This is a genomic window from Acidovorax sp. SUPP950 (assembly GCF_030158935.1).
Classification (GTDB): Bacteria; Pseudomonadota; Gammaproteobacteria; order Burkholderiales; family Burkholderiaceae_C; genus Paracidovorax.
In genome coordinates this window covers 313,165-337,308 of record NZ_BQXE01000002.1, presented here as the reverse complement: position 1 = coordinate 337,308, position 24,144 = coordinate 313,165, and the positions used below count along the sequence as shown (strand labels likewise).

Here is a 24,144-nt window from a genome sequence, read left to right as displayed (position 1 = left end):
ACGCGAGAAAAAAACTTCTTATGAATTTTTATCAGATGCAATTATTGAAGGAGTTGATTAAATCAATTATCGGTATTTGATAAAAATGGGCGAAACTGCTTAATCACATCGACAGAAACATCCACGCTCGTGGTGCGGCGACGCTGCAGAGCCATCCAGCCTCCAGTGAATCAATCGCCCGGACGCGCTTGGCATGCCCGCCAACCAAGTGGCTTCCTGCGTTCGGAAATCAGAACGAGCGTTGTCGCCGCAACACCTGACCTGCATGCGCATTGACGGTATGGCCATGCGCGCAAGCCAGCTGGCCATTGATGAACACTGCATCAATGCCTGCGCTGGGTGCGGTAGGCTGTTCGAACGTGGCACGGTCCGCGATGCACGTCTCATCGAACACCACGATGTCCGCCGCATGACCCTGGGCGATCACCCCCCGGTCGCGCAGCCCGAAGCGGCGGGCGCTCAACCCAGTCATCTTGTGCACCGCTGTTTCGAGAGAAAACAGGCGCTGGTCGCGCGCGTAATGCCCCAGTACGCGGGGGAAGGTTCCCCATAGACGAGGATGCGGCACCGCATCGTGGGCCAGTCCGTCCGAGCCGACCATCGTCAAAGGGTGTCGGAGGATGCGGCGCACATCATCTTCATGCATGGCAAAGTACACCGCACCCGCGGGAGACAACGGCTCCACCAAGGATTCGGGGGAACAGCCCCGTTCGCGCGCCATTGCAAACAGCGATTTCCCAGCCGCCGATGGATCGCCAACAGACCAAGTCACCAGGACCTCCCGGGACTGCCCGACGCGGCTGGCCAGCAGCATGGTGGACGAAGCGTTGTAGGGATAGCAGTCCATACAAACGGGTTGCGACAGCGCGGCGGTGTCGACCATGGCCAAGGTGTTCACCGAGCGCCCATGGTTGCGTTGGCCAATCAACTTGTGATGCGACAGCACAGTGCTCACCCCCAGCGCCTGGCCAATGTGCAAGGCTTCGCGCAATGCATCGTCAATGGCATCTGCCTCGTCGCGGATATGCATCGTGATCAGGCCCTGCGCCGCCGAAAGCGGAGCGCCCACCGCAATCACCTCTTCTGCCGTGGCCGCCCGGGCGGGAGGGTAGTAAAGCCCGGTGGACAAGCCGAAAGCGCCCGCATCCAATCCTTCGGCCAGATCCATGGCCATGCGCTCAGCTTCGGGCGGGGTGGCCGGTCGACGCAGGTCCGGCACATGGCGCACCCGCAAAGTGGAGTGCCCCACCAGGCATGCCGCATTCAGCGCCGGCCCCGAGGCCTCCAGAGCATCGAGGTAGTCACCGAACCGGTCATACCGCCAGTCGTCCGCGCCAAGCAGGTCCAGTGGTGCTGGCGGTGTCTCATTGCTCAGAAGCGGCGCCAGGCTGATCCCGCAATTTCCGGTGACCACTGTGGTCACGCCTTGCGTGAGCTTGGGATGGGGGCCGGCCGGTGATGTGAGCAACAACCGATCATCATGGGTATGGACGTCGATGAAGCCGGGGCACACGATGCGCCCGACAGCGTCGTGGCGTTGGCGGGCAGGCTGTGCTGAGAGGTCGCCAACGGCGAGAATGCGCCCGCCTGCAATGCCGACGTCGGCCTGCCGACGAGCCGCTCCGCTGCCATCCACGACGGTGCCTCCGAAAATGAGGAGATCGAACATGGCCTGCCTCACCCCACCTGGGCACCAGAGCGCTTGACGACGTCTGCCCACATTGGTGATTCCTTTCGGGCCCGCTCGATCAGGCGCTCAGGAGGACCAGGCGTCAGTTCGAAGCCGAGGGCCGCGTATTTCTCTTGCACGGGGGGCAGGCGAAGAGCGTCATTGAGGGCCTTGTTGAGCTGGGCGGCAATCGCGCTGGGCGTGCCAGGCGGGGCGACGATGCCACCCCAGCCCACGGTCTCGTAACCCTGCACGCCGGCCTCTGCCACGGTGGGCACCTGCGGCAGTTGCGGACTGCGCGCGGCGCCTGTCACGGCCAGCACGCGCACCCGGCTCGACTGGATGTGCGGAAGAATGGAGCTGAGGTTGTCGAACATCAGGTCCACCACGCCGCCCATCAGGTCAGTGATGGCCTGCGGGCTGCCCTTGTAGGGGATGTGCGTCATCGACACCTGGGTCGATGCCTTGAACAACTCGCCGCTCAGGTGCCCCGTGGTACCGCTGCCGCCCGAAGCCACCGTCAACTCCCCGGGCTTGGCGCGCGCAAGCGCGATGAGGTCCTTCACGCTCTGCACGGGCAGGTCTTTGCGCACCACCAGCGCGTTCTGCACGAAGCCGATCAAACCGATGGAAACCAGAGCGTCAGGGTCGTAAGGAAGCTTGGAATACAGGGCCTTGTTGATGGCCAGGGTGCCCACGTTGGCATAGCCCAGCGTATAGCCGTCTGCAGGGGCACGAAACACGTCGGCCATGCCGATATTGCCGCTGGCACCGGGCTTGTTGTCCACCACGAAGGGCTGGCCCAGTGCTTTGGGCAACTCGTTCGTCAGGATGCGGCAGACGGCATCCGGAGAACCGCCTGCGGCCGATGGCACGACCAGGCGAATGGGACGATCCGGATACCCTGGCGCCGCCCGGGTCGAATCCGGCAACAGTGCGACGGAGGGGGTGAGAGAGACCGTCTGCAGCCAGCGGCGGCGCGACAGGGATGCGGGGCGGAGCGGAGCGTTCATCGGTGCATTCCTTCAGTTCGTTGGATTCAACCGCATGAATGCTAGAAATCGATCTGGCTTGGCACAAACCATGTTTGCTGGGGATACCATGTCTTTTTCTCATGCACTATTGCGGTGATCTTTGACCCCTTCCCGGTGCATCTTGCTGCCGGCATGTGCATTGCTCATGGTTTCCCTTCATGTACCGTGCTCCATCCACCATGTCCCTGCTATGCCTGGAGGCCAGCGCGCGCCTCGGCTCGTTCACTGCCGCAGCCCAGGAATTGCACCTCACCCAGGGCGCGGTGAGCCGGCAGATACAGGCCTTGGAATCACGGCTGAACGTGCGTCTGTTCGTTAGGCGGCGTGAATCGCTGATCACCAGCGATGCCGGACGCTACTACCTCGAGGAGATTGCGCCATTGCTTCAGCGCCTGGAGCGGGCCACGGTCAATGTGATGGCGTTCAAAGGGCGCGGCGGCGGGTTGGCTTTGTCGGTGGGCGCTTCGATCGGTGCGTATTGGCTCATCCCCCGCCTGCCTGCATTCACCCGGGCGCATGGAGAAATTACGCTGAGCTTGAGCACACGCGTGGGCCCCGCCGACTTCAAGACTGGCAACATTGATGCTTCCTTAGAATTCGGCGATGGCCAGCGCGCCGGCCTGTGCTGCGACTTCGTGGCGGCACTGGACCTCGCACCCTATGCCGCCCCCGCGTGGGTGGCGCGCCACGGCGCGCAGATCGGGGCAGCAACGCCCGGTTCGGGGCTGCTGCATCACCACACACTGCCGGATGCGTGGGAGCAATGGTTTCTGGCAGAGCAAATCGACGCTGACCCCGGCCGCGCCGGCCCCCGCTTTGAGATCATGTCCATGGCACTGAATGCCGCTGTGGCGGGCCTGGGCGTGGTCTTGCTGCCGGACTACATGGCCGACGACATGGTGCAGGCCACGCGGCTTGTGCGCCTGTCTTCGCGCACATGGCGCAGCCCCAAGGGCTACTACCTCGTTTATCCGGAAGAGTCAGTGCAATCACCGACCCTGCAGACCTTTAGAAGTTGGCTGCTGGATTCAGCGCAGCAGCATTGATGGGAGACCCTCCAAGCCAGTGCGTTCACTCTGCTGCCGTGAACGGGCTCAACAAGCCCAACCTCTCGTTCACCCCCTCACACAAGGATCAGTGCATTCCGCAGAAGACGACATGGCCTCGCCCGGACTTCCTACAAGGCGTGGCTGACAACGCATGGAAGCTCTGGGCTTCATCAAACGGAGTCTTCAGATGCGAAAAATGATTCTCATGGCTGTCGCTGGCTATCTCTGGAAAAAATACCAGTCTCGCAAGACGACAGGTAGCACAACCACCCCATCACGCGGTTAAGCGGGGCGGTGCATCCTGCCGTTACTCATGGGTTCCTGCTGGCTTAGGCTTCAGTTGTGATCACTCCCAACACCGCTTTCAGGTAGGCGGCGGTGCGAGACTCTGCACAGCGTGCCACCTCCGCCGGAGTTCCGCTCACCACGATGCAACCGCCCTGGGCGCCTGCCCCCGGACCGATGTCGATCACCCAATCGCTAGAGGCGACGAAATGCATGTCGTGCTCAACCACTACCACCGTGTTCCCTGCCTGCACGAGAGCATCCAACTGGGACAGCAGGCGGTCCACATCGGCTGGATGCAAACCGGTGGTCGGCTCGTCCAGCACATACAGCGTGTGCCCGCGTTGCGTGCGCTGTAATTCCGTGGCGAGCTTGATGCGTTGTGCTTCGCCACCCGACAGTTCCGTGGCGGGCTGGCCAAGGCGCAGGTAGCCGAGACCGATGTCGCGCAGGACTTGCAAAGACCGGAAAACAGTGGGTTCGTCCACGAAGGTATCGCATGCTGCGTCCACGGTAAGTGCCAGCACGTCGGCAATCGACAGTCCGTTCCAGGTGATGGCCAATGTCTGGGGGTTATAGCGTGCTCCGTGACAAGTGGGGCAAGGCGCATAGACACTGGGCAGAAAGAGCAACTCCACGCTGACAAAACCTTCGCCCTCGCAGGTGGGGCACCGACCTTTCGCGACATTGAACGAAAACTGCCCTGCGTCGTACTGCTTCTTTCGTGCAGCAGGTGTGCTTTCGCACGGCATCGAAAAGGCCCGTGTAAGTGGCCAAATTGGAGCGGGGCGTGCGTCCAATGGGTTTCTGATCCACCCGCACCAGCCTGCGCACCTGATCGGTTGCGCCACCCAGTCGGCCCACGGTGAGAATGGCTCCACCCAACTCAAGGGTAGCGCCCGGATCATCATCGCCAGCAGCCGCATCGGGCGGTCCTTCCGGCATGCCACCGTCCTCGGGCGTCGGCATGGGCTGCCCCAAATGGGCGCTGACCAGTTCCAGGAGCGCTTGGCTGACCAGACTCGACTTGCCTGACCCTGAAACACCGGTTACGGCGGTCAGGCAGCCGATGGGGAAAGCCGCATCCACACCATGCAAATTGTGCCGATGCACATCCTCCAATGTCAGCCAGGCTTGCGGTGATCGCTGAACGCGGCGATCACGTGCAGCGTCGTCGAACAGATACCGGCGCGTATGGGAGTGCGGCACGCAGGCCAATCCTGGCGGTGGGCCGCTGTAGAGCACCTGCCCACCATGCTCTCCGGCGTCCGGTCCCACATCCACCAGCCAGTCGGCACGGCGCATGGTGGCGATGTCGTGCTCCACCACGAAGATGGAGTTGCCAGCGGCTTTCAGACGCTCCAGCGCCGTGAGCAACGACGCGCTGTCGGCGGGATGCAGGCCTGCAGAAGGCTCGTCGAGCACGTACACGACCCCGAAGAGTTGCGATGCGAGCTGGGTCGCCAGACGCAACCGCTGCAACTCGCCAGGCGACAGGGTAGGTGTGGCGCGATCGAGCGACAGATAGCCCAGTCCGAGGTCCGTCAATGCGCGAACACGGGAAAGTAGCTCTTGCGAAATGCGCTGAGCGGCCAATTGCTTCTCCGCCGACAGGTTGGGCGTACGGCGGACGTCGGACGCGCCCGTGTGGCCCGGAGCTCCTGCCGCTTCGCGCTTTGCGGCCGCACGCATGCGAGCCGCTTTCGACAAGCTGGCGCCTGCATGTTCCGAGGGCCCACTGGATGGCGAACCCTCTGCCACCGGCCCGAGTACATCGGCCAATGCGGACAGGGACAGGTGCGCGAGGTCGCCGATGTCCAGTCCGCAAAAAGTGACGGACAGGGCCTCCGGCTTGAGCCGTTTTCCATGGCACACGGGACAGGGCGTCCCCACCATGAACTGGGCCACCTTGCGCTTCATCATGGCGCTCTGGCTGGTGGCGAAAGTCTGCATCACGTAGCGGCGAGCGCCGGTGAAGGTGCCCATGTAGCTGGGCTGCTGCTTTGCACGTCGTGCCCGGCGTACCTCCTCCATCGTGAAGCCTGCGTACACAGGGACTGTCGGCTGCTCGTCGGTGAAGAGAATCCAGTTCCGCGTCTTGCGCGGCAGATCTCGCCAAGGCACATCGACGTCATGCCCCAGCGTGGTCAGGATGTCGCGCAGGTTCTGCCCTTGCCAGGCGCTGGGCCAAGCCGCCACAGCCCGCTCGCGCAGGGTGAGTGAATCGTCGGGCACCATCGAAGCCTCGGTCACCTCGTAGATGCGGCCCAAGCCGTGGCAGTGCGGACAAGCGCCCTGTGGGGTGTTGGGCGAAAAGTCTTCCGCATACAGCATAGGCTGTCTGGCTGGGTAGGTTCCAGCGCGGGAGTACAGCATGCGTACCAGGCTGGAAATAGTGGTCACGCTGCCCACGGAAGATCGTGCGGTGGGCGTGCCCCTTTGCTGCTGGAGGGCCACAGCGGGCGGCAAACCCTCGATGGCATCGACCTGAGGCACGCCCACCTGGTCGATCAAACGACGCGCATAGGGCGCCACCGACTCAAAATACCGGCGCTGCGCTTCCGCATAGATGGTGCCAAACGCCAGCGAAGATTTACCGGAGCCAGAGACGCCGGTGAACACCACGATGGCATTGCGGGGAATCTCGACATCCACATTTTTCAGGTTGTGTTCCCGTGCGCCCCGCACAAGAACGAATCCATCGTGGTTATTCGCCCGCTTCGATTGGTTTGGCATAGGATGGATTGTCGTTTCCGTTGATTTGCAGCGATATGCCGCGCAAAAGGAGAAAGGGTCAGCGCTCGCCACGATCGGCAAAATCCACGCATCGTTCACTTTGGCATCTGAACTGCCCATGTCCGACCATACCCTTGATCCGTCCTCGCTCGCCTTAATTGAAACCTGCTCGGAAGCTGCGCTGACGCTGCTGGAGAGCAACCTCACCCAGCACGGCATTTTGGCGGCAAGCCGCACTGCGGCTGCAGAGGCGCGACGCTACACGCGCATCTTCGGGCGGGATGCAGCGATCTGCGTGATGGCCATGTGCGGCAGCGGAGTGCAGGCGCTCGAACAAGGCGCTGTGGCCAGCCTGGATGCGCTGGCAGTGAAGCAGGCGCCTAACGGGCAAATTCCCAAGTACGTAGATCCGGAAGGCCATGATGCGGACTTCTGGTACCTGGGTTGCATTGACGCCACGCTGTGGTGGCTGATCGCGGTGGACCACGTGCGGCGCCATGGTGAGGTGGGGGCGGACCACTGGGCCAGCGAAGTCGACCGAGCGATCGGATGGCTGCTGGCACAAGAGCATCAGCACTTTCGCCTCTTGCAGCAGAACGAGGCAAGCGACTGGGCGGACATCATGCCGCGCTCGGGGTACGTGCTCTACACCAACGCGCTGTGGTTTGACGTCAAGCGCCGCTTCGCGCTGTGCCATGCAGACGAGACGCAGCACCACTTCAACCATCTCTTCAATCCGTTCCAGCGCGATCTGCACCAGTACCACCGTGCGCGCCTGCTGCAGCACTATGCGCGCCGTGGCCGCCGGGATCGTGGGCTCTACCTGAGCTTCGTGAATCTGGCGGTCGTGGGGGACGAAGGCGATGTGTTCGGCAATTTGCTGGCCATCCAATGCGGCCTGGCCGACGAGGCCATGTCGCACAGCATCACGAACGCGATCGGGGCCGCGCGGGCCAGCGATCCTTATCCGGTGCGGGTGGTGCTGCATCCTCTGTCGGAACAGCACGATCTCTGGCGAGCCTACATGGGACGGCATCGACAGAACCTTGCGCACCAATACCACAACGGAGGTATCTGGCCCTTCGTCGGTGCTTTCTGGGTCATGGCACTGACGAAGGTGGGCCTGCAAGCAGAAGGCTGGGCCGAACTGGTCAAGCTGGCGCGCACGAACGAACTCGACAATTGGCGCTTCACCGAGTGGTTCCACGGCCGCACGCTGGCGCCGCTCGGCATGGCCGGGCAAAGCTGGAATGCAGCCACCTTCCTGATGGCCCGGCGTGCGCTGCAGGGTCAAGAGACGGCTTGGTGAAAGGGGCTTGCTGAAGTTTGGCCGGGCAGGCATCTTGGTGCCGGCTCTCAGCGTGCCACCCATTTCCCGAAGGTGGTGCAGAGCTTCCAAGATATATTGCGCAGCAGCACTGCATCCAAGGCAGTTGCATCGGCCGTCTCGGCCAGCCTGACAGCGCCAGGGGACGCGCGACCATGAGCGCCGCAGTGAACTCTCCGCCCTCTCCCTCCCAAGCCACCGCCCCATCGAGCGATGCAAAGGCCGACACCGACAGCACGCCGGTCGGCTACAGCGATGCCGTGCTGGGCATTGCATCCTGGCCAAGCACCACCATGGCATGGCGTTTTTTGCCTGCCAGTGCCGAGACAACGGGCGCCACATTGGCGGTGAACATCGCCATGCGTCCCGAAGGCCTGCTGCCCGCACCCACAGCGGCGGGCGATGCGGCGGCAGCCATGGCCAGCGAAGTCGCAACCCGCTTCGAAGCCATCATGTGGCAGTTGGTACAGCCGGACATGCAACTGTCCCTCGCCACCTCGCTGAACCAGCCGGCTGGCGGCACGCCGATCCAAATGCCGGTGGAAATCCCGCCGCTGCGCGCCTATGCCGCAGCGTGCCACGCATTCAGCCAAGCGGCTGCAACGCTGGGCGTGGCCATGGCCGACCCCGTCGCAGCAGCCACGCTGGCCGATGTCTATTCGCATTACGGTGTGGATTGGCAGGCGATGGGCCTGGCCGCTCGAGACCGCACGATTGGCACCCTGGTGCACCTACCACCCGAGGGCCTGTGGATGCCCAGCTATGCCGCTTTCGTGGCCGGTGGCACCGTGGCAGCGCTGGTGGCCGAGGACCTGGACCCTGCTGCCGTGCTGACCGACCCGAACAACATCTCACTGCCGTTGAACCCCGGCATCGAGTTGGCGATTCCGACCACCGACCAGACACAACCCACCGGCGGCCTGCCGCTGTCGGTAGTCGCCGCCACGCTGCACCTGACTCCAGCCAGCCTGGTGGCGGCCAACTACACCCGCCCCGCTCTGCTGGCGCCAGGTTTTGTCTTCGAAGCCGAAGGCGTGGCGGTGCAAGTTCCGGCCGAAGGCGATCCAGGCGCCGATGCCTGCCTGAACGACATCGCGCACCTCTTTTCAGACAAAGGTGTACCGATTGAAGCGGCCATGGTCGCCCTGGCCAACGCAGACAAGCCAGGCATGTTCCGCCCCGGTATCACGCTGGCAGTGGACCGCAGGCTGATCGAAGCCGGCTGGACGCTGGCGGACAACCCCACCGGCATTGCCATGGGCCCGCTGGCCAGACTCAATGTCGGTACGGTCGATCTGCTCCCTGCAGGTTCGGCGCTTTTGCTCAAAACCACGCTGACCACAGGCCTGGATGCAGAGCCTCTCGGCGCCTTGGCCCACGCCCATGCCATCGGACCGGGCGATCTGCTGCGCCACAACGCGGGACTGGCGGTGCGCGATTTGCCCGTGCCCGGCTTGGCGGCATGGCCTGGCACATCCCTTTCGCTGCGCATTCCTTACCGCGTTCGCGCTGGTCAAACACTGTCCACCATTGCTGGGCTGTTCGTCCCGGCCGCAGCGACAGACACAGAGCAAACAGACGAACAGGCATTGTGCGAGACCAACCGCTCCATGCCCGCCACGCTGGCGCCAGGCCAGGTGATCATCGTCGCAGGCCAGCCACTGACCACCCAATCCGGCGACAGCTTCGACACGCTGGTCGCGCGAGCCAACCCAGCCGTCACTCTGGATGAATTTGCCACAGCCATCGCCACCGATCCCGAAGCACTGGCCGCTGGCGCGCTGCTACTTTGTCCACCCGCTGTTTTGGCAAGCGCTACCACGCCAGAGGATCTGGCTATCGCTTATGGCCTGAGTGCGACAGCACTGCTCAGCGCCAATGCGGCCACGCCGAAGCTGATCGTGCCAAGCGTCTTGCTCAAGCCATCGCAAGTCGCCGATGAACCCACCATTGAGACCGCGCAAGGCGACAGCATCCATGCCATCATCCGCCGCTTCGCGTTGGCCGGGAATGACGTCAGCATCGAGGACTTGGTCCGCGCGAATCAGTGCACCGCGTTTCTGGCAGCCGGCGCGCAATTGCTTCTGCCGCCGGTCGATACGGTACTGCGCGCTGCCTTCGGCGCTGGCGGCTGGCAACTGCCGGGAGCGATTTTTCCTTTGCGTACCTGGGTTACGCTGAAGCGCGACGCTGACAAAGTACCACCGGCGTTGCGCGGCACCACAGAAGCGCCCGGCGCGGCGGTGCAGGACAGCAGCGTGGTGGTGTCGGTGGGCAACGGCATTGGCGATGGCCAAGAAAGCAACGCTGTCGCGCTGGGCCAGCTGGCTGTTGCCATCGAGAGCACTGTGATCGGCCTGAAACTGGCCATGGTGCATGGCACTACTCCTGCCGATGTATGGGGCATCTCTTTCGTCGACCCTGGCGGCATCGCCGAAGTGAAGGTGTCGCCACAGGCCAGCGTGCCCGGGGTTGAAGGGCTCCAGCCGCTGAGCTTCGCGCTGCGCCCTCTGTCAAACACGTTGGAGCACGCGACTGGCGTCGAAATCCGATCCATTGACGAGACCACCGGCGGCTGGGGTGCCTCCACTGTCAACGATTACCAGGGCATTGACCTGGAGGCCTGGGCGCGCATCTGGTTGGCGGGATTGGACCAGCTTTGCACTGGCCGCCATGCCGTGCCCGCTGCACAAGTGGCGCCCGAAGCGCTCGCTCGGCTGATGACCGCCAAGAAGGTTCTGTCCCGCGCCGTGGCAAACGGGCTTTCCCCCGTCCTGGTGATCCAGGAGGCAAGCCTTGGTGCCTTAGATTCGGAGGCATGGCAAGCGGCTCGCGAAGCACTGCAACAGCGCCTGCAGGACCAATTGCTGAGTGGCTACGACACCGCTGCCATCCTGCAGTTCAATGCCGCTGTCACATCCCCAGCCACCGCGTCCATGGCACGGCTCTGGGGGACTGGGCGCGTGGGCAATCCACAGGCTGCAGGCGCACACGACTCCGTCGCCGACGATCCAAGCGCGTGGAAAATCTGCCAGTTGGGAAATGCCGCGACCGCCCTGGCCAACACCCGCAAAGGCACTGTCTCCTTCCCGCTGGATGTCGACCAGCCCGCCCTTCACCGAGCGGTGGCACTGCAACCAGACTATGCCGTCCATGACATGGAGGTCGCCGGCCAGCTTTTGGAGAACGACAGTGGCAAGCCAAAGCGACTGAGCTTCTTGCGCGACTTCGAACGGTTCCCACCCGCGGCCTTCAGCGCGCCGCTGGGCACGACGGTCGTACCGGTGCCGCTGCGCGCCTGCCCCAACCCGCCGCTCGTGGTCTCGCATCAGGCCGAAGGGCCGACCGACCCAGCCACGCTGGCAGAGGCTCTGCACTGGTCTTATGTGTTCACCCATGCCCACGACAATGCAGCACAAGACCAAGCCCTCATCGAGATTGAATTCAACGGTCAGCCGCCCGTTGCCACCGACCTCGGAAACCGGGGTGACAACGCGCTGTTCCAGGCCCTGGCGCAGTACACGGCCGTGCAGGAACCCCTTTGGGCCATCCTTGAGCAACTGCAAGCGCCCAGTGTTTCGCCGAAGGACCCGGTGCTCGTGACAGCACTCCATGCCTTCGCCGACCTAGCCGAACGTGTGGGCGCACTCTGGTCGGATTGGTGGCCCAGCCATGATTCGCAGGACTCGCCCCCTGCCACGCACTGCATGGACGGACATCGGGCGCCACACCTTTCCGGCAGCGACGAAAGTACCGCCCATGGCGTCGCCATGCCAAGTTTGACCGATGCGAGTGTGCCGCATGAGTGCTACCAATACCTGGCAACGCTGCACACCACCACAGCCGCTGGCGACGGGACCAATCCACCGGCCTACTGCAAACTGACGCTGCAGCGGCTGCAAGCCGATGGTCCCTTAGCATGGCCCGAGATCACCATCCTCTGCGCAGACGGCGTGAACCTCCCACTGATCGGAGCAAAGCCCATGGACCAGAGTCGTGACTACAACTTTCCTGCGGGTGAAGGCGTTCCCAATGTGCCGGCTTTCACTCCTGTGTCTTGCCAATGGACGCTTTCCGGTCTGCACGTGGCTCGCTATCAACGGGCCAACGCGACCGTGGCCGTCATACGCAATGCGCAATTGCTGGGCACCGACGGCGCCCTGACCTGCCCAGCCTTTGTCTACCGAACCCCGCAGACGGGGTTTTCAGAACCTCTGATCCCACTCATCCGCATCGATACCCCGCTGCCCATCGGCATCTGGACCGACGACGTGGCCACCAACCCACTGACGCCACTGTTCAACGCGTTGTTCGATAGCGATGAAACGGGTCGCGAGATCATGGTCCGTACCACCTATGGCTACCGTGTCGCAAGCTCCACACCGGCCATTGAAACCCTGACTCCAGTGATGTTCTTACCACTCTCTGAATTCAATGCGACCAGCACGGTGCAGAGCATCATCGGCGCGTTCGAAGCCTGGAGAACCAATACGGGCAGCCCAACCCATGGGGGGTTTCTGACCTTCGAGATCCGCTTGTACGCCCATGCTGGTCTGGCGCACCCTCAGCCCTTGGTGGTACTGCAGCAAATTGTTTCAGCGCTTGCATGAAGGACGGACGGCGAGGCAAAGTCATCCATTTCAGACGCACAAGCCAGTTCGTGATCCCAACGAACGGCGCAGGCGACTTGAACCACAGACAGGAATCAACCCTTGCAACGTCTTCCATGCACCAGATGCGGCGACTCCATTCACCCCGATACGGCAGCAAGCAACGGTGGCCTGTGCATGCCTTGTGTGCGAGGCAATACCCGCTCCATTGAAGAGCGTCGCGAGGAACATCGGCAGCGCCGCGAGGCCGAGCGTGCCGATCGAGAATCCCCGGAACGCCTGTATTGGATTGCCCTCGTCGACCGGGTGTACAAGGGCGAGGGCTTTGAATCGCTCTCGCATGGCGACCAGCTTTATTACTTGCTCAGCGTCCTTTCTGGCGAGGTCCACAACGGAGGCTTCGATCAGTTCTTCTCCAACTCCAGCGGTAACCGCTACCGCGAAACCGTCGATGCGCTCCAAGAGATCGGGGATACCTTGGCCCTGGACCTTCTATTGCAGGCAAAGGCTGCGGTATTCGGTGACGCACCAGTACCCACCAACCGCGTGGCTCGCTTCGACCTCATGCGCACGGCATCGGAAGACCACCCTGAATATGAAATTGCGAACCAGGTGCTCGATGGCCTGGACCGGCGCTTTTGGAGCCATGCGGAACAGTTCGGTGCACAGCTCGAGAATTTGGCCGCTTCCCATCAGCTGTACAAAATGACCTGACCTCTCAGGCCCAAGGTCGTGATCGCGGTGGCCGCCATGGATGTCCCATGACCGCGATACAGACAACACCCATCGGTGATCGGGGAATGGTTTTTGACTTCGCGGCCAGGAAAGGGCTATGTCACCTGGCCCGGAATGCTTTGCCGTGTGAACAGCCGGGCCGGCGATAGCCCTTCCACCACCAAGCCCTCACGCACCAATTCCTCAGGCAGTGGCTCGCCGCGCAGCAATTGCCGAGCAAGCAGCGACGCGCCAGCAGCACTCTGAATGCCATACCCGCCCTGCCCTGCCAGCCAGAAAAAGCCCGGCACATGGTTGTCCCACCCGATGACCATGTCGCCATCCGGCACAAATGAGCGCAGCCCCGCCCAGGTATGGGATGGACGGCGGATCTGGAAAGTCGTCATTTCCTCGATGTGATAGATGCCGGTGGCGACATCCAGCTCTTCGGGCACCACGTCGTGCGGATGGGTGGGGTCGGCATTGGCAGGGGAACCCAGCAACTGGCCTGCGTCAGGCTTGAAGTAAAAACTTTCGTCAATGCCTACCACGGCCGGCCAGTGGGCGGCATCCAGGCCCTCGGGCACGGCGAAGGTGAAGGCGGTGCGCCTGCGCGGCTCCAATCCGATGGGCGGCACGCCGGCGAGGCCTGCCACCACATCGGCCCAGGCGCCCGCCGCGTTGACGATGGTTCCGGCCTGCAGCTGCCGGCCATCTGCCAGTGTGACCCGCCAACCGCCGCCCTGGCGCTGCAGATCCGTTACCTCGGCATGGGTCAGCACCTGACCACCACGCTGCCGCAGCCCACGCAGATAGCCTTGGTGAAGCGCATGCACGTCGATGTCGGCAGCGTCGGGCTCGCGCATGCCTGCAGCCACGGCATCGTGCCTCAGGCATGGCAGTTGGGCCAGCAGTGCTGCCTTTTCCACCCATTCCACATTGGGCGATGCAGCCCGGGCTTCGTCATAAGCCTGCTGCAGCAGGTCCAGTTGGTCAGGCCCCGCCACATAGACCACGCCACGGGGCGAGAGGATGGGGTCCGCTCCGAACTCGGGCGGCGGCGCATCATAGAAGGCGCGGCTTGCGCGGGTCAACGCCTGGATGTTGGGAGTGCCGTAGGTGGCCATGTAGAGCGCCGCGGAACGCCCTGTGGTGTGATAACCGGGCTGGGATTCACGCTCCAGCAGCAGCACGCCGGGGCGGTCGCTCTCACCCTCCGAATTGACCAATTGCCAGGCCAGCGAGGCACCTGCGATGCCTGCGCCGATGATGATGAAGTCCACTGATTGCATGGTTTCACGCTCCCCCATCACACCGCAGACACCTTCGCCGCCGAGGCCGCTCGGTCATCGCGCGGCAGGCTGCGGACATCGCGCGGATCAGGTGCGCCGGTCACGATCGAGGTCAGTGCGGGCTCCACGCGGGTTGCCACCAACTTGGCCAGGTCCGGCCTTGGGCGGTCCAGCCCGGCGATGCCCTTGAAGGCCTGCTCCATCGCATGGCCCACGCCCAGCGTGTGGCGGTCTGCCCGGAAACGTCCCACGATCTGCAGGCCAAAGGGCATGCCTGCGTCGTCCAGCCCGCACGGCAGGCTCAGCGAGGGGTGTGTGGTGAGCGTGGTCACATAGGTCAGTGCCAGCCAGCGGTAGTAATTGGCCTGCGGCTCGCCGTTGATGTGACTGGCAAACAGCTGCGTCCATGCGAAGGGAGACACGGGCGTGGTAGGAGACAGGATCACGTCGTACTGCTCGAACAGCACCTGAAACCGCGACAGAATGCGCGTTTGCTCGGCCTGTGCCCAGGCGCTGTCGAGCAGCGTCATAGCGGCACCCATTTCGTAGTTGGCACGGGTATTGGGACCCAGGCTATTTGGGTCGCGCTGGTAGGCTTCGAGCATGCCGGCCACGAAGGCCTCGGCGCGCAGTACGTCGAAGCAGCGGTGCACGTCGCCCAGATCCATGTCGATCGTGTCGCACGTGCCGAACAGGTGCTTCATGGCTTGCACCTTGGTGCGAAACACAGCGCGGATGCCGTTGTCCACCGCGCAGGCACCAAAGTCCTCCGTAATCGCCACGCGCAGGCGGCCCAGGTCCACCGTTTCGGGTAATAGAAAGCTCGTGGGGTCCAACGGGTAGCTCAGCGGATCGCCGGCCGACATGCCCGCCGTCGCGGCCAGTTGCAGGCAAGCTTCTTCCACCGTGCGGCCCATCGGGCCCACGACGGAGATGGGCGTCCAGCCAAGCAGCTTGCGCGAGCTCGGCACCACGCCGGGTGACGGCCGAAAACCCACCACGCCGCAGATGGAGGCGGGAATGCGCAGCGAACCGCCCGTGTCCGAGCCCGTACACACGGGCAGCATGTCGCAGGCAAGTGCCGCGGCCGAGCCGCCCGATGAGCCCCCGGCATTCAGCGTAGGGTTGAACGGGTTGCCCGTAGCCCCCCACACGGTGTTGCGCGAGTTGGCGCCGGCGCCCATTTCGGGAATGTTGGTTTTACCCGCCACGATGGCGCCAGCGGCTCGCAGGCGGGCCACCAGCACGTTGTCTTGCACAGGGATGTGGTCGCGATAGATTTCCGAGCCATAGGTGGTCAGTAGCCCAGCCGTGGCTTCCAGATCCTTTACGCCCAGCGGCAGGCCATGCAGCAGACCTAACGGCTCGCCGCGCAGCACGGCCTCCTCAGCCACCCTGGCCTCAGCGCGAGCGCGGTCATAGCAGGTGGCGGTGATGGCGTTAACGGACGGGTTTACGGCCTCGATGCGTTCGATGCAGGCGTCCAGCAGTTCCACAGGTGATACCTCTCGGGTGCCGATGCGGTGACGCAGTTCGTTGGCGGTCAACTCGACCAGCGTGCTGGGGGTGATCATGGGGTATTCGTCTCCTTGTCGATTTGGCAGTGCACATCCGGCAGCGCGTATCCATTCGTTATCCATGATGTCTGCGAACCACCGTCAGCCTCTGAACCTGCGGCAGTCCAAAGCAGTGCCGCAGCGCAAAGTCTTTCTGTCCCGCGGGCAACGTCCTACCGCATGGCACGGTGAATACAGCGCGGTGTGGGTCTCAATCGGCCGTGATGCTTGCTCGCTGGGCAATGGCGCGCATCAGGGGCAGTTCCCTGTCGATCAACTCGGCCACCGTTTTGGACGAAGCATAGGCAGGCTCAAAGCCCACAGCGATCATCTTGTCGCGGGTTTCCGGGTCCGACACCACCTGGGCCAGGGTCAACTCCAGCCGCGACTTGACGGCGGGCGGCAGCCCGCGCGGCGCCACCATGGCCAGCCAGGTGTCCATCTCCAGGCCGGGGTATCCGCTTTCCACCAGCGTGGGGACCTTGGGCAGCAGGGCCGAACGCTTGCCCGCCGTGACGGCAATGGCCTTGATCTTGCCGTCCTTGAGCTGAGGCAGTGCCGCCGACACGGTGTCTACCGTGAACGGAATCTGCCCACCCATCAGGTCCGTCATGGCGGGCGCACTGCCCTTGTAGGGCACGTGCTGAATCTTCAAACCCGCGGCGTGAAAGAACATCTCGCCTGCAAACTGCGACGTGGTGCCCGCGCCAAAGGAGCCATAGGAATATTTATCGGGTGCGGCCTTCACCAAAGCCACAAACTGCTTCAGGTCAGCCGCCGGCACGTCCTTGTTTGCCAAGAGGATCAGGCTGGTGCGCCCGGCAATGCCGATGGGCTCGAAGCTCTTGACCGGGTCGTAGGGCAGCTTGGGGCGCACCGCAGGGTTCACGGTAAAGGTTGTGCCTGAACTCATGAGCAACGTGTAGCCGTCGGGCGTTGCCTTGGCCGCATAAGCAGCCCCAATGGTGGTGCCCGCCCCGGCGCGGTTGTCGATGACCACGCTTTGCCCGAGCAGATCGCCCATCTTCTTGCCAATCAGCCGGCCCAGCACGTCGGTGGCGCCGCCGGGCGGAAACGGAATCACCAGCGTGATGGGCTTGGTGGGGAATGGCGCTTCCTGTGCCATGGCAGGGGCCCACGAAGCCGCGCCCAAGGCACAGATCACAGCGGACAAAAGCAGCTTCTTGCGGTTCATGACGTTAGCTCCAAGGGTCAAACAAGGGTATAGAAAAAAAGAGACATCGAGAAATGCCGCAGACGCACGCTGCGTCAGTCACGCGCGGCAAGCAAATCCCGCCCGCGCTTCACAAAGCCCTGATACTGCGCATCAGGCACCAAGAGCCCGCCAGTGGTCCACAGGAGGTGGGTGGCCTGGGGCAGCACTTCGCCCACGCCGGTGCTGCGAAGCCAAGCCTGCCCCGCATCGGTGCCGGTCAGCATGCCGGGGCCGCTGAAGCCTGCCGCGGCCGAGGGCTCGATGCGCTCGCCCAGCGCATCCAGCACCTGCACCAAATGGGCGAACAAGGTGTCGTCCGCCACCGTGAATACCCCGGACAGCAGCGGCGCCATCAATTCGGCCGCCAGCAACGAAGCGCGCGGCACGGCCAGCCCATCGGCCTCCGTCTGGTTGGTCAGGCCCCAGTCATATACCGAAGGGTGCGCTGAACCGCTTGCCAAGCCGGCTTGCCCACCCAGCATCTGCACCAGGAAACATGGCGACTGAACCGGCTCCGCGAAGAAGCAATGCACATGGGGTCCCAGCAACTGCCGCAGGCCAAAGGTGATGCCCGCAGGTGCTCCGCCCACCCCGCAAGGCAGGTAAACGATGAGGGGGTGACCGGCATCCACCACGATGCCCTGCTCTGCCAGCTGCTTTTGCAGATGCAAGGCCGCGGTGCTGTACCCCAGCAACAGCGAGAACGACTGCTCGTCGTCCACGAAGTGGCACGTGGGATCGGCTCCGGCCTGGGAGCGACCGGCGGCCACTGCGCGCTCATAGTCGCCCGCATGCTCCACCACCAGCACGCCACGCTGGCGCAGACGCTCCTTTTTCCACTCCTTGGCATCGGCCGACATGTGTACCGCCGCCTTGAATCCCAGGGCCGAGGCCACCACGCCGATGCTCAGCCCCAGATTGCCGGTAGACCCCACTGCCACTTGGTAGCGTCCCAGCACTTCGCGTGCCGCAGTGCCGGCCAGCGCAAGGTAGGCATGTTCGTCACCGCTCTGCGACACCAACCCATGCTTCAGCGCCAGTTGTTCGGCGAACTCCAGCACCTCATGCATCCCGCCACGCGCCTTGATGGAGCCCGCCACTGGCAGGCGGTGATCGGCCTTGATGAACAGGTTGCCCTGCCCTGGCTGCAGGCCGAGCACAGGCTTCAACGCGGCAGCTGGCAGCAGGGGCGACTCCACGACGCCCTTCGCGTCTGCCAATTCCGTAAACACCTGTGCCAGCAATGCCTCGAAACGTTTCAGGCGAGCGGCAGCGGTTTTCGTATCATCCAGACTAATGCTGCGCCCCAGTGCCTCCAACGTGGCCGGCGGATGTTCCAGGCGTTCAGGATTGGTCCACAGGCACGGTTGGGCCTGCCGGAGGCGGATTGCCAAGGCGTCAACTCCAGCCTGCGGGGAACGGTTGATTGGATAGGACATATCAGGTTCAGGCAGCAATGGGACACGGTTTTCGGGCCGATTTCCAAAGGGCCCCGGTAACGCATTCTTCGCCCGTCACCCTGTTGCCACAACGCATTTATAGTGGCGAACGCATTAGCCAAAGTAATGGACATCCACCTCTCCGCCTCCTTGCTCGCCTGGCTGCGCTGTTTTGATGCAGCCGCCCGCCACGGCAGCTTCACCAAGGCCGCTGCCGAACTTTGCATCACCCAAGGCGCCGTCAGCCAGCAGGTCAAGCACCTCGAAGACTGGCTGCACCGTCCGCTGTTCCTTCGCACACCGCGCGCGCTGGTGCCCACGCCCGAGGGCCAGTGGCTGGCTGTGGTGCTGCGCGAGAGCTTCACCGCGATCGAAAACACACTGGCGCAGATGCGCCGGCCGCAGGAGGCCGCTACTGCCACCCTCAGTTGCTCACCGTCGTTCGCCATGAGCTGGCTCACGCCCCGGCTGGGCGAATTTTTCCGCCAGTATCCGAGCATGGGCCTGCGGGTGTTTGGCGAGTTCCACAGACTGGACCGCACCCGCATGGTGCGGGACGGTATCGAGGCCGCAGTGCGTTTCGATTTGGGCGGCTACCGTGATCTGAACGCAACGGTGTTTCTCGATGAGTGGCTCCTGCCCGTGGCGAGCCCCGATTTTTTGGCGCGGCATCCACCCATCACATCACCCCAGGACCTGCACCGCGACTGGCTGTTGCACGACGGCAGCGCATGGGACGGCGCCGACACGTACGAGGAATGGCAACACTGGTTTACCCAAATGGGCGCCGCGCCACCACTGTGTGCGGGTGGCCAGCAATTCAATCTGTCTCAATTGGCCCAGGGCGCCGCACTGGCCGGCCAGGGCATTGCCATGGGCCGCGCCGCACTGGTATTGCAGGACGTCAAGGCAGGGCGTTTGGTGCCGGTTCTTCAGCGCAGCGTACTGTCGCGCGCGTCTTACTCGTTTGTGACCACCGCGCATCCCAGCCCGGCCATGGAGCAGGTCCGGGAGTGGTTGGTAGAAGAGGGACGGGGATTTTGTGAGGAGCGGCGACAGGCGCTGCCGGCGCCGTGAAAAAACCCTTCACAGCTCCCGCACTTGCAGCGAAAGGTGTTCCGGCACACATCGTGCCGACGAAAACGCAATGCTCCGAACCAGCATCACTGACCGTTTCGTGTGATATTGCTGCGATTGGAATCTGGCATCGAAGTGTCGACGAGCACTGTTCGGAGTCAGAGGCGCGTTGCGCCTGCGTATCCGAGATCATGATGGATCACTCTGTACTTTTCAGCACAAGCAGCGGGGAGCGGAAAAGTCGATGACGCTTTTGATGATTTTTCGCATTTCCGTGATGAGCGGCCTCACATCGTCGCGCCGCCACTGCACGGTATAGGTCAGGGGTGCCAACGCATTGCCTGCAGACAGAATCCTCAGCATCCCGCGAGCTTGCAGCGCTTCGGCCCACCCGTGGGGCATGTACGTGAAGCCCAGGCCTTCGGCCACCATTCCCACCACCGCACCCCAACTGTTGCAGCTGAGCCGCCGCTCGACGCTCATCGATTGACCGCTCAGCCATTCATCCAGGATGCGGGTAGCACCTGAGCCCTCAGGCAGGGCAATCAGCATCTGCTCGCGTACCAGGCGCTGCGGCAAGTCAGTACCGGCTTTCACGAGAAATGCCTCGCTTGCAGCCCAGACGAATCGCACCTGCGCTACGCGTTCGAAAGCCAAGGTACTGCGCGATGAGGGGCCTGCGATCACCACGCAGTCGAGTTCGCCATCCACGATGCGCTGCTCCAGCACTTGGCCAATGTCGGTATGCGGCTCCAACTGCAGCGCAGGATGCAGTTCGGCCACCTTCTGCACCAGCTTCGGCAGCCAGGTCAGTCCACTCAGTTCGCCAAAGCCAATCCGGCAACGCCCTTGCAAACCAGTACTTTGACCGATGGCCTGTTGCAACTGGGCCGCGTCATGCAGCAACGCACGAACACGCGGCAACAGCAGTTCGCCATGGGGCGTCAACTCGGCTGACCGCCCGCTCCGGTCGAACAGCAGGGTCCCCAGCGAAACCTCCAATTCAGCAATGCGCTTTGACAGGGAAGAAATGGACAGGTGCACCCGTTCAGCCGCGACCGTGAAATTGAGACAAGTGGCGGCCCAGTAGAAGGCCTCGAGTTGCTTGAGGGTCATGAATTTAGTTTACTAAAAGCGAAATTAGAAGTTCGAATTTTTTCTCTTTTATTTCAATATCAACCGGCGCACCATGGTTGCGCCATGCCTTCTTCTCCCCTACTCATCCCCAAAGCCTGCCGACAGGTGCTGTCCCTGGACGACTTCGAGAAGTTGGCCCGCCGCCACCTGCCTCGGCCCATCTTTGCCTACATCAGCGGCGCCGTAGAGGACAACCAGTCGCTGGCGGAGAACCGCCGGGCCTTCAATGATTTGGCCTTCCGCCCGCGCATGCTGGTCGGCGTCGCGCAACGCGACCTCGGATTCGAACTCTTCGGCCGCCGCTACGCCACGCCGGTGGGACTCGCGCCCATGGGTATTTCCGCGCTCTCGGCCTACCGTGGCGATGTCGTGCTGGCCCAGGCAGCACAGCAAGCCAATGTGCCGGCCATCATGAGCGGCTCTTCGTTGATTCGGCTCGAAGAGGTGATGGCGATCGCTCCGCAAACCTGGTTCCAGGCCTACCTGCCGGGCGAGCTTGCGCAGATCGATGGCCTGCTCGATCGCGTGCAAGGCGCAGGCGTACAGACCCTGGTGGTCACTGTGGACACACCCGTCGCAGCGAACCGTGAAAACAATGTGCGTGCAGGCTTTTCAACGCCGCTCAAGCCCAGCCTTTCGCTGGCTTGGCAAGGCCTGAGCCATCCGCGCTGGTTGCTGGGTACGTTTCTGAAGACGCTGCTGCTGCATGGCATGCCCCACTTCGAGAACAACTACGCCACGCGCGGCGCGCCCATCCTTTCCTCCAATGTGCTGCGCGATTTCTCAGACCGCGCCCACCTGGCTTGGCCCCATCTGGCAGCCATACGCAAGCGCTGGCCGAATCAACTCGTGGTCAAGGGCATCCTGACGCCGGAGGACGCTGTGCATGCACGCGACCATGGCGTCGACGGGATCATCGTCTCCAACCACGGAGGGCGTCAGCTGGACGGTGCGGTGGCACCGCTGCGCGTGTTGCCCGCCATCGCACGCGCCGTTCCCGAAATGCCGGTGATGCTCGACAGCGGCGTTCGCCGCGGTACCGACGCCGTCAAAGCGTTGGCCCTCGGGGCACGCTGCGTATTCGTGGGCCGGCCCTTCAACTATGCCGCCTCGGTCGCTGGACAAGGCGGCGTGGCCCATGCCATCTCCCTGCTGCACGAAGAAATTTCTCGGGATATGGCCATGCTGGGGCTCACGCGCATTGCCGACATCACATCCCGCTGCATCCGTCCAGTTGCCAGTCCCATCGACTATTTCCCCATCACTTCGAACCAACCATGAGCAAAATCCAGGGTTTCCACATTCATGCGCGCCCCTCGACCGTCGTGAGTGACGCACTCTTGGCGCAGTACCGAGGCTTTCAAGTCGCCAACATCAGCGACGCCATGAGCCGCACCACCGGAACTTCGTCGCTGAAACCGTTCCACAAACGCGATGGTGGACTCGCAGGCCGTGCGCTGACGGTGCGCACCAGGCCTGGTGACAACCTCATGGTGCACCACGCCATCGACACCTGCGCACCGGGTGACGTCATCGTGGTGGATGCCGGCGGAGTGGGTCCGAACGCCATCATTGGCGAAATCATGCTCGCGCTGCTGATCGCGCGCGGCGCGGCAGGCATCGTCATCGACGGGCTGATTCGTGACAGCGACGCCATCGGTCAGCATAGTCTGGCGGTGTATGCACGCGGCGTTGCACACCGTGGCCCATACAAGGATGGCCCAGGCGAGTTGCATGTGCCAGTCACCATTGACGGGATGGTGGTGCATCCCGGGGACATTGTGGTTGGCGATGGCGATGGCCTGCTGGCGGTGCCGCCCGAAGAGGCCGAAGACATTGCGGCACGTGTCGAAGCCATTGAACGCATCGAAGCCGATGCGCTGCAGGCCATCGCTGAAGGCCGCGCCGACCGGAGCTGGGTTGAACGCACGCTGCGCGAGAAGGGCGTTCTGTGAGCCAGGTCGTCCGCTTCGACTATTGGCTGGACCCGGCCTTCAATCGCATCATCTCCGCAGCCCCTGGCGTGACATTGCAGACCTGCGCACGGGAAGGCGCTGACCGTGCAGCATGGGAGGCGCTGGCCCAAGCGCAAGTGCTGCAGATCACTGCGGCCAAGGATGAGTTGCCGCGACGCTGGTTCGTCAGCGCTGAGTTGCTGGCACGCTGCCCCAAGCTGCTGGCGGTTTCGTCGAGTGGTTCAGGTTGCGACACCATCGACATCGAAGCGTGTACGCGCGCTGGCGTGGTGGTCATGAACCAGGCCGGCGGCAACGCCGATTCAGTCGCCGAATTGGCACTCGGCCTGATGCTGGCGGTGCTGCGCCGCATTCCGGAATCGGATGCGTTGCTGCGCTCGAAACAACGCAGCTTCAGTCGCGAAGACTTGATGGGCCACGAACTGCGCGGACGCACACTGGGCATTGTGGGTGTCGGCGAAACCGGCCGGCGCACCGCAGCACTGGGTCGGGCCTTCGGCATGCAAGTGCTGGGCGTTGATCCCGCACTGGACGACGCCGAGATGAGTGCACGAGGTGCGCAATTCGTGTCACTGGATGAATTGCTGCGTCGTTCCGACATTGTCTCGCTGCACTGCCCGCGCAATGCCAGCACCCTCGGGCTGATGAACGCAGCCGCATTCGCAGCGATGAAGCCAGGCAGCATCTTCGTCAGCACCGCACGCGGCGGCATTCACGATGAGAACGCCCTGCATGCTGCAATCGCCAGCGGCCATCTCAAGGGTGCAGGTCTCGATGTGTGGGACCAGGAGCCTCCACCCGCCAGCCATGCCCTGTTGCGCCTCCCGAATGTCGTGGCAACGTTCCACACGGCTGGTGTCACACATGAAGCCCGGCGCAACAACGCCACGCTGGCCGCCATACAGATCTTGCAGTTGCTCTCGGATGGCGAGCGACCTGAGCGCCTGGTCAACCCTGACGTCTGGCCACGGGCCAGGGAGCGTATTGCCGCCGCGCTCGGCCACTGATTTCCATAAGCCCGAAACGG

At 63.3% G+C, this 24,144-nt stretch carries 15 protein-coding genes and 1 pseudogene; 8 read left to right on the top strand and 8 right to left on the bottom strand.

The window, feature by feature from the left end:
- Positions 1–229: 229 nt before the first annotated feature.
- On the bottom strand, positions 230–1,669 hold the full coding sequence (locus AVME950_RS10750) for an N-acyl-D-amino-acid deacylase family protein (RefSeq protein WP_284429818.1): 1,440 nt from the start codon (positions 1,667–1,669) through the stop codon (positions 230–232).
- A gap of 8 nt (positions 1,670–1,677) precedes the next feature.
- Entirely contained in the window at positions 1,678–2,682 is a 1,005-nt protein-coding gene (locus AVME950_RS10745) for a Bug family tripartite tricarboxylate transporter substrate binding protein (RefSeq protein WP_284429817.1), read from the bottom strand.
- Between the two features lie 200 nt (positions 2,683–2,882).
- On the opposite strand from AVME950_RS10745, the gene AVME950_RS10740 reads away from it, so the two are divergent.
- Positions 2,883–3,749: a LysR substrate-binding domain-containing protein gene (locus AVME950_RS10740; protein ID WP_284429816.1), complete on the top strand. Its 867-nt coding sequence runs from the start codon at positions 2,883–2,885 to the stop codon at positions 3,747–3,749.
- A 332-nt stretch (positions 3,750–4,081) separates the two neighbouring features.
- On the opposite strand, the pseudogene AVME950_RS10735 reads toward AVME950_RS10740, so the two are convergent.
- Positions 4,082–6,773, bottom strand: a pseudogene (locus AVME950_RS10735) (excinuclease ABC subunit UvrA).
- A 118-nt stretch (positions 6,774–6,891) separates the two neighbouring features.
- Between AVME950_RS10735 and AVME950_RS10730 the strand changes: the two are divergent.
- From AVME950_RS10730 to AVME950_RS10720, 3 genes are all read left to right on the top strand, one after another.
- Positions 6,892–8,082 (top strand): glycoside hydrolase 100 family protein, encoded by a 1,191-nt coding sequence (locus AVME950_RS10730; protein WP_284429815.1) that lies wholly within the window; start codon positions 6,892–6,894, stop codon positions 8,080–8,082.
- A 173-nt stretch (positions 8,083–8,255) separates the two neighbouring features.
- Positions 8,256–12,710, top strand: coding sequence for a LysM peptidoglycan-binding domain-containing protein (locus tag AVME950_RS10725; RefSeq protein WP_284429814.1), 4,455 nt, complete (start codon positions 8,256–8,258; stop codon positions 12,708–12,710).
- Between the two features lie 102 nt (positions 12,711–12,812).
- Positions 12,813–13,424 (top strand): DMP19 family protein, encoded by a 612-nt coding sequence (locus tag AVME950_RS10720; protein ID WP_284429813.1) that lies wholly within the window; start codon positions 12,813–12,815, stop codon positions 13,422–13,424.
- 116 nt (positions 13,425–13,540) lie between these two features.
- On the opposite strand, the gene AVME950_RS10715 is transcribed toward AVME950_RS10720, so the two are convergent.
- The 4 genes from AVME950_RS10715 to dsdA all read right to left on the bottom strand — a co-directional run bounded on the left by AVME950_RS10715 (position 13,541) and on the right by dsdA (position 18,927).
- Complete coding sequence (locus AVME950_RS10715) at positions 13,541–14,716, bottom strand: NAD(P)/FAD-dependent oxidoreductase (RefSeq protein WP_284429812.1); 1,176 nt, start codon at positions 14,714–14,716, stop codon at positions 13,541–13,543.
- 17 nt (positions 14,717–14,733) lie between these two features.
- Positions 14,734–16,290 carry an amidase gene (locus AVME950_RS10710; RefSeq protein ID WP_284429811.1) on the bottom strand — a complete coding sequence of 519 codons (1,557 nt, stop codon included), beginning with the start codon at positions 16,288–16,290 and terminating at the stop codon, positions 14,734–14,736.
- 193 nt (positions 16,291–16,483) lie between these two features.
- Entirely contained in the window at positions 16,484–17,467 is a 984-nt protein-coding gene (locus AVME950_RS10705) for a Bug family tripartite tricarboxylate transporter substrate binding protein (RefSeq protein ID WP_284429810.1), read from the bottom strand.
- A gap of 74 nt (positions 17,468–17,541) precedes the next feature.
- Complete coding sequence (dsdA, locus tag AVME950_RS10700) at positions 17,542–18,927, bottom strand: D-serine ammonia-lyase (protein ID WP_284429809.1); 1,386 nt, start codon at positions 18,925–18,927, stop codon at positions 17,542–17,544.
- Between the two features lie 126 nt (positions 18,928–19,053).
- On the opposite strand from dsdA, the gene AVME950_RS10695 reads away from it, so the two are divergent.
- On the top strand, positions 19,054–20,004 hold the full coding sequence (locus tag AVME950_RS10695) for a LysR substrate-binding domain-containing protein (protein ID WP_284429808.1): 951 nt from the start codon (positions 19,054–19,056) through the stop codon (positions 20,002–20,004).
- Between the two features lie 213 nt (positions 20,005–20,217).
- Here the strand turns inward: AVME950_RS10695 and AVME950_RS10690 are convergent, their stop codons facing one another.
- Positions 20,218–21,120, bottom strand: coding sequence for a LysR family transcriptional regulator (locus AVME950_RS10690; RefSeq protein WP_284429807.1), 903 nt, complete (start codon positions 21,118–21,120; stop codon positions 20,218–20,220).
- A gap of 84 nt (positions 21,121–21,204) precedes the next feature.
- On the opposite strand from AVME950_RS10690, the gene AVME950_RS10685 reads away from it, so the two are divergent.
- Genes AVME950_RS10685 through AVME950_RS10675 form a run of 3 tightly spaced genes read left to right on the top strand, consistent with a single transcriptional unit; the run spans position 21,205 to position 24,124 of the window.
- The gene (locus tag AVME950_RS10685; protein ID WP_284429806.1) at positions 21,205–22,422 is read left to right on the top strand and encodes an alpha-hydroxy acid oxidase; all 1,218 of its coding nucleotides are present in this window, start codon (positions 21,205–21,207) and stop codon (positions 22,420–22,422) included.
- On the top strand, positions 22,419–23,096 hold the full coding sequence (locus AVME950_RS10680) for an RraA family protein (protein WP_284429805.1): 678 nt from the start codon (positions 22,419–22,421) through the stop codon (positions 23,094–23,096). The genes AVME950_RS10685 and AVME950_RS10680 overlap by 4 nt, the downstream gene beginning before the upstream one ends.
- Entirely contained in the window at positions 23,093–24,124 is a 1,032-nt protein-coding gene (locus AVME950_RS10675; protein WP_284429804.1) for a hydroxyacid dehydrogenase, read from the top strand. Before AVME950_RS10680 ends, AVME950_RS10675 begins: the two co-directional genes overlap by 4 nt.
- Positions 24,125–24,144: the final 20 nt, after the last annotated feature.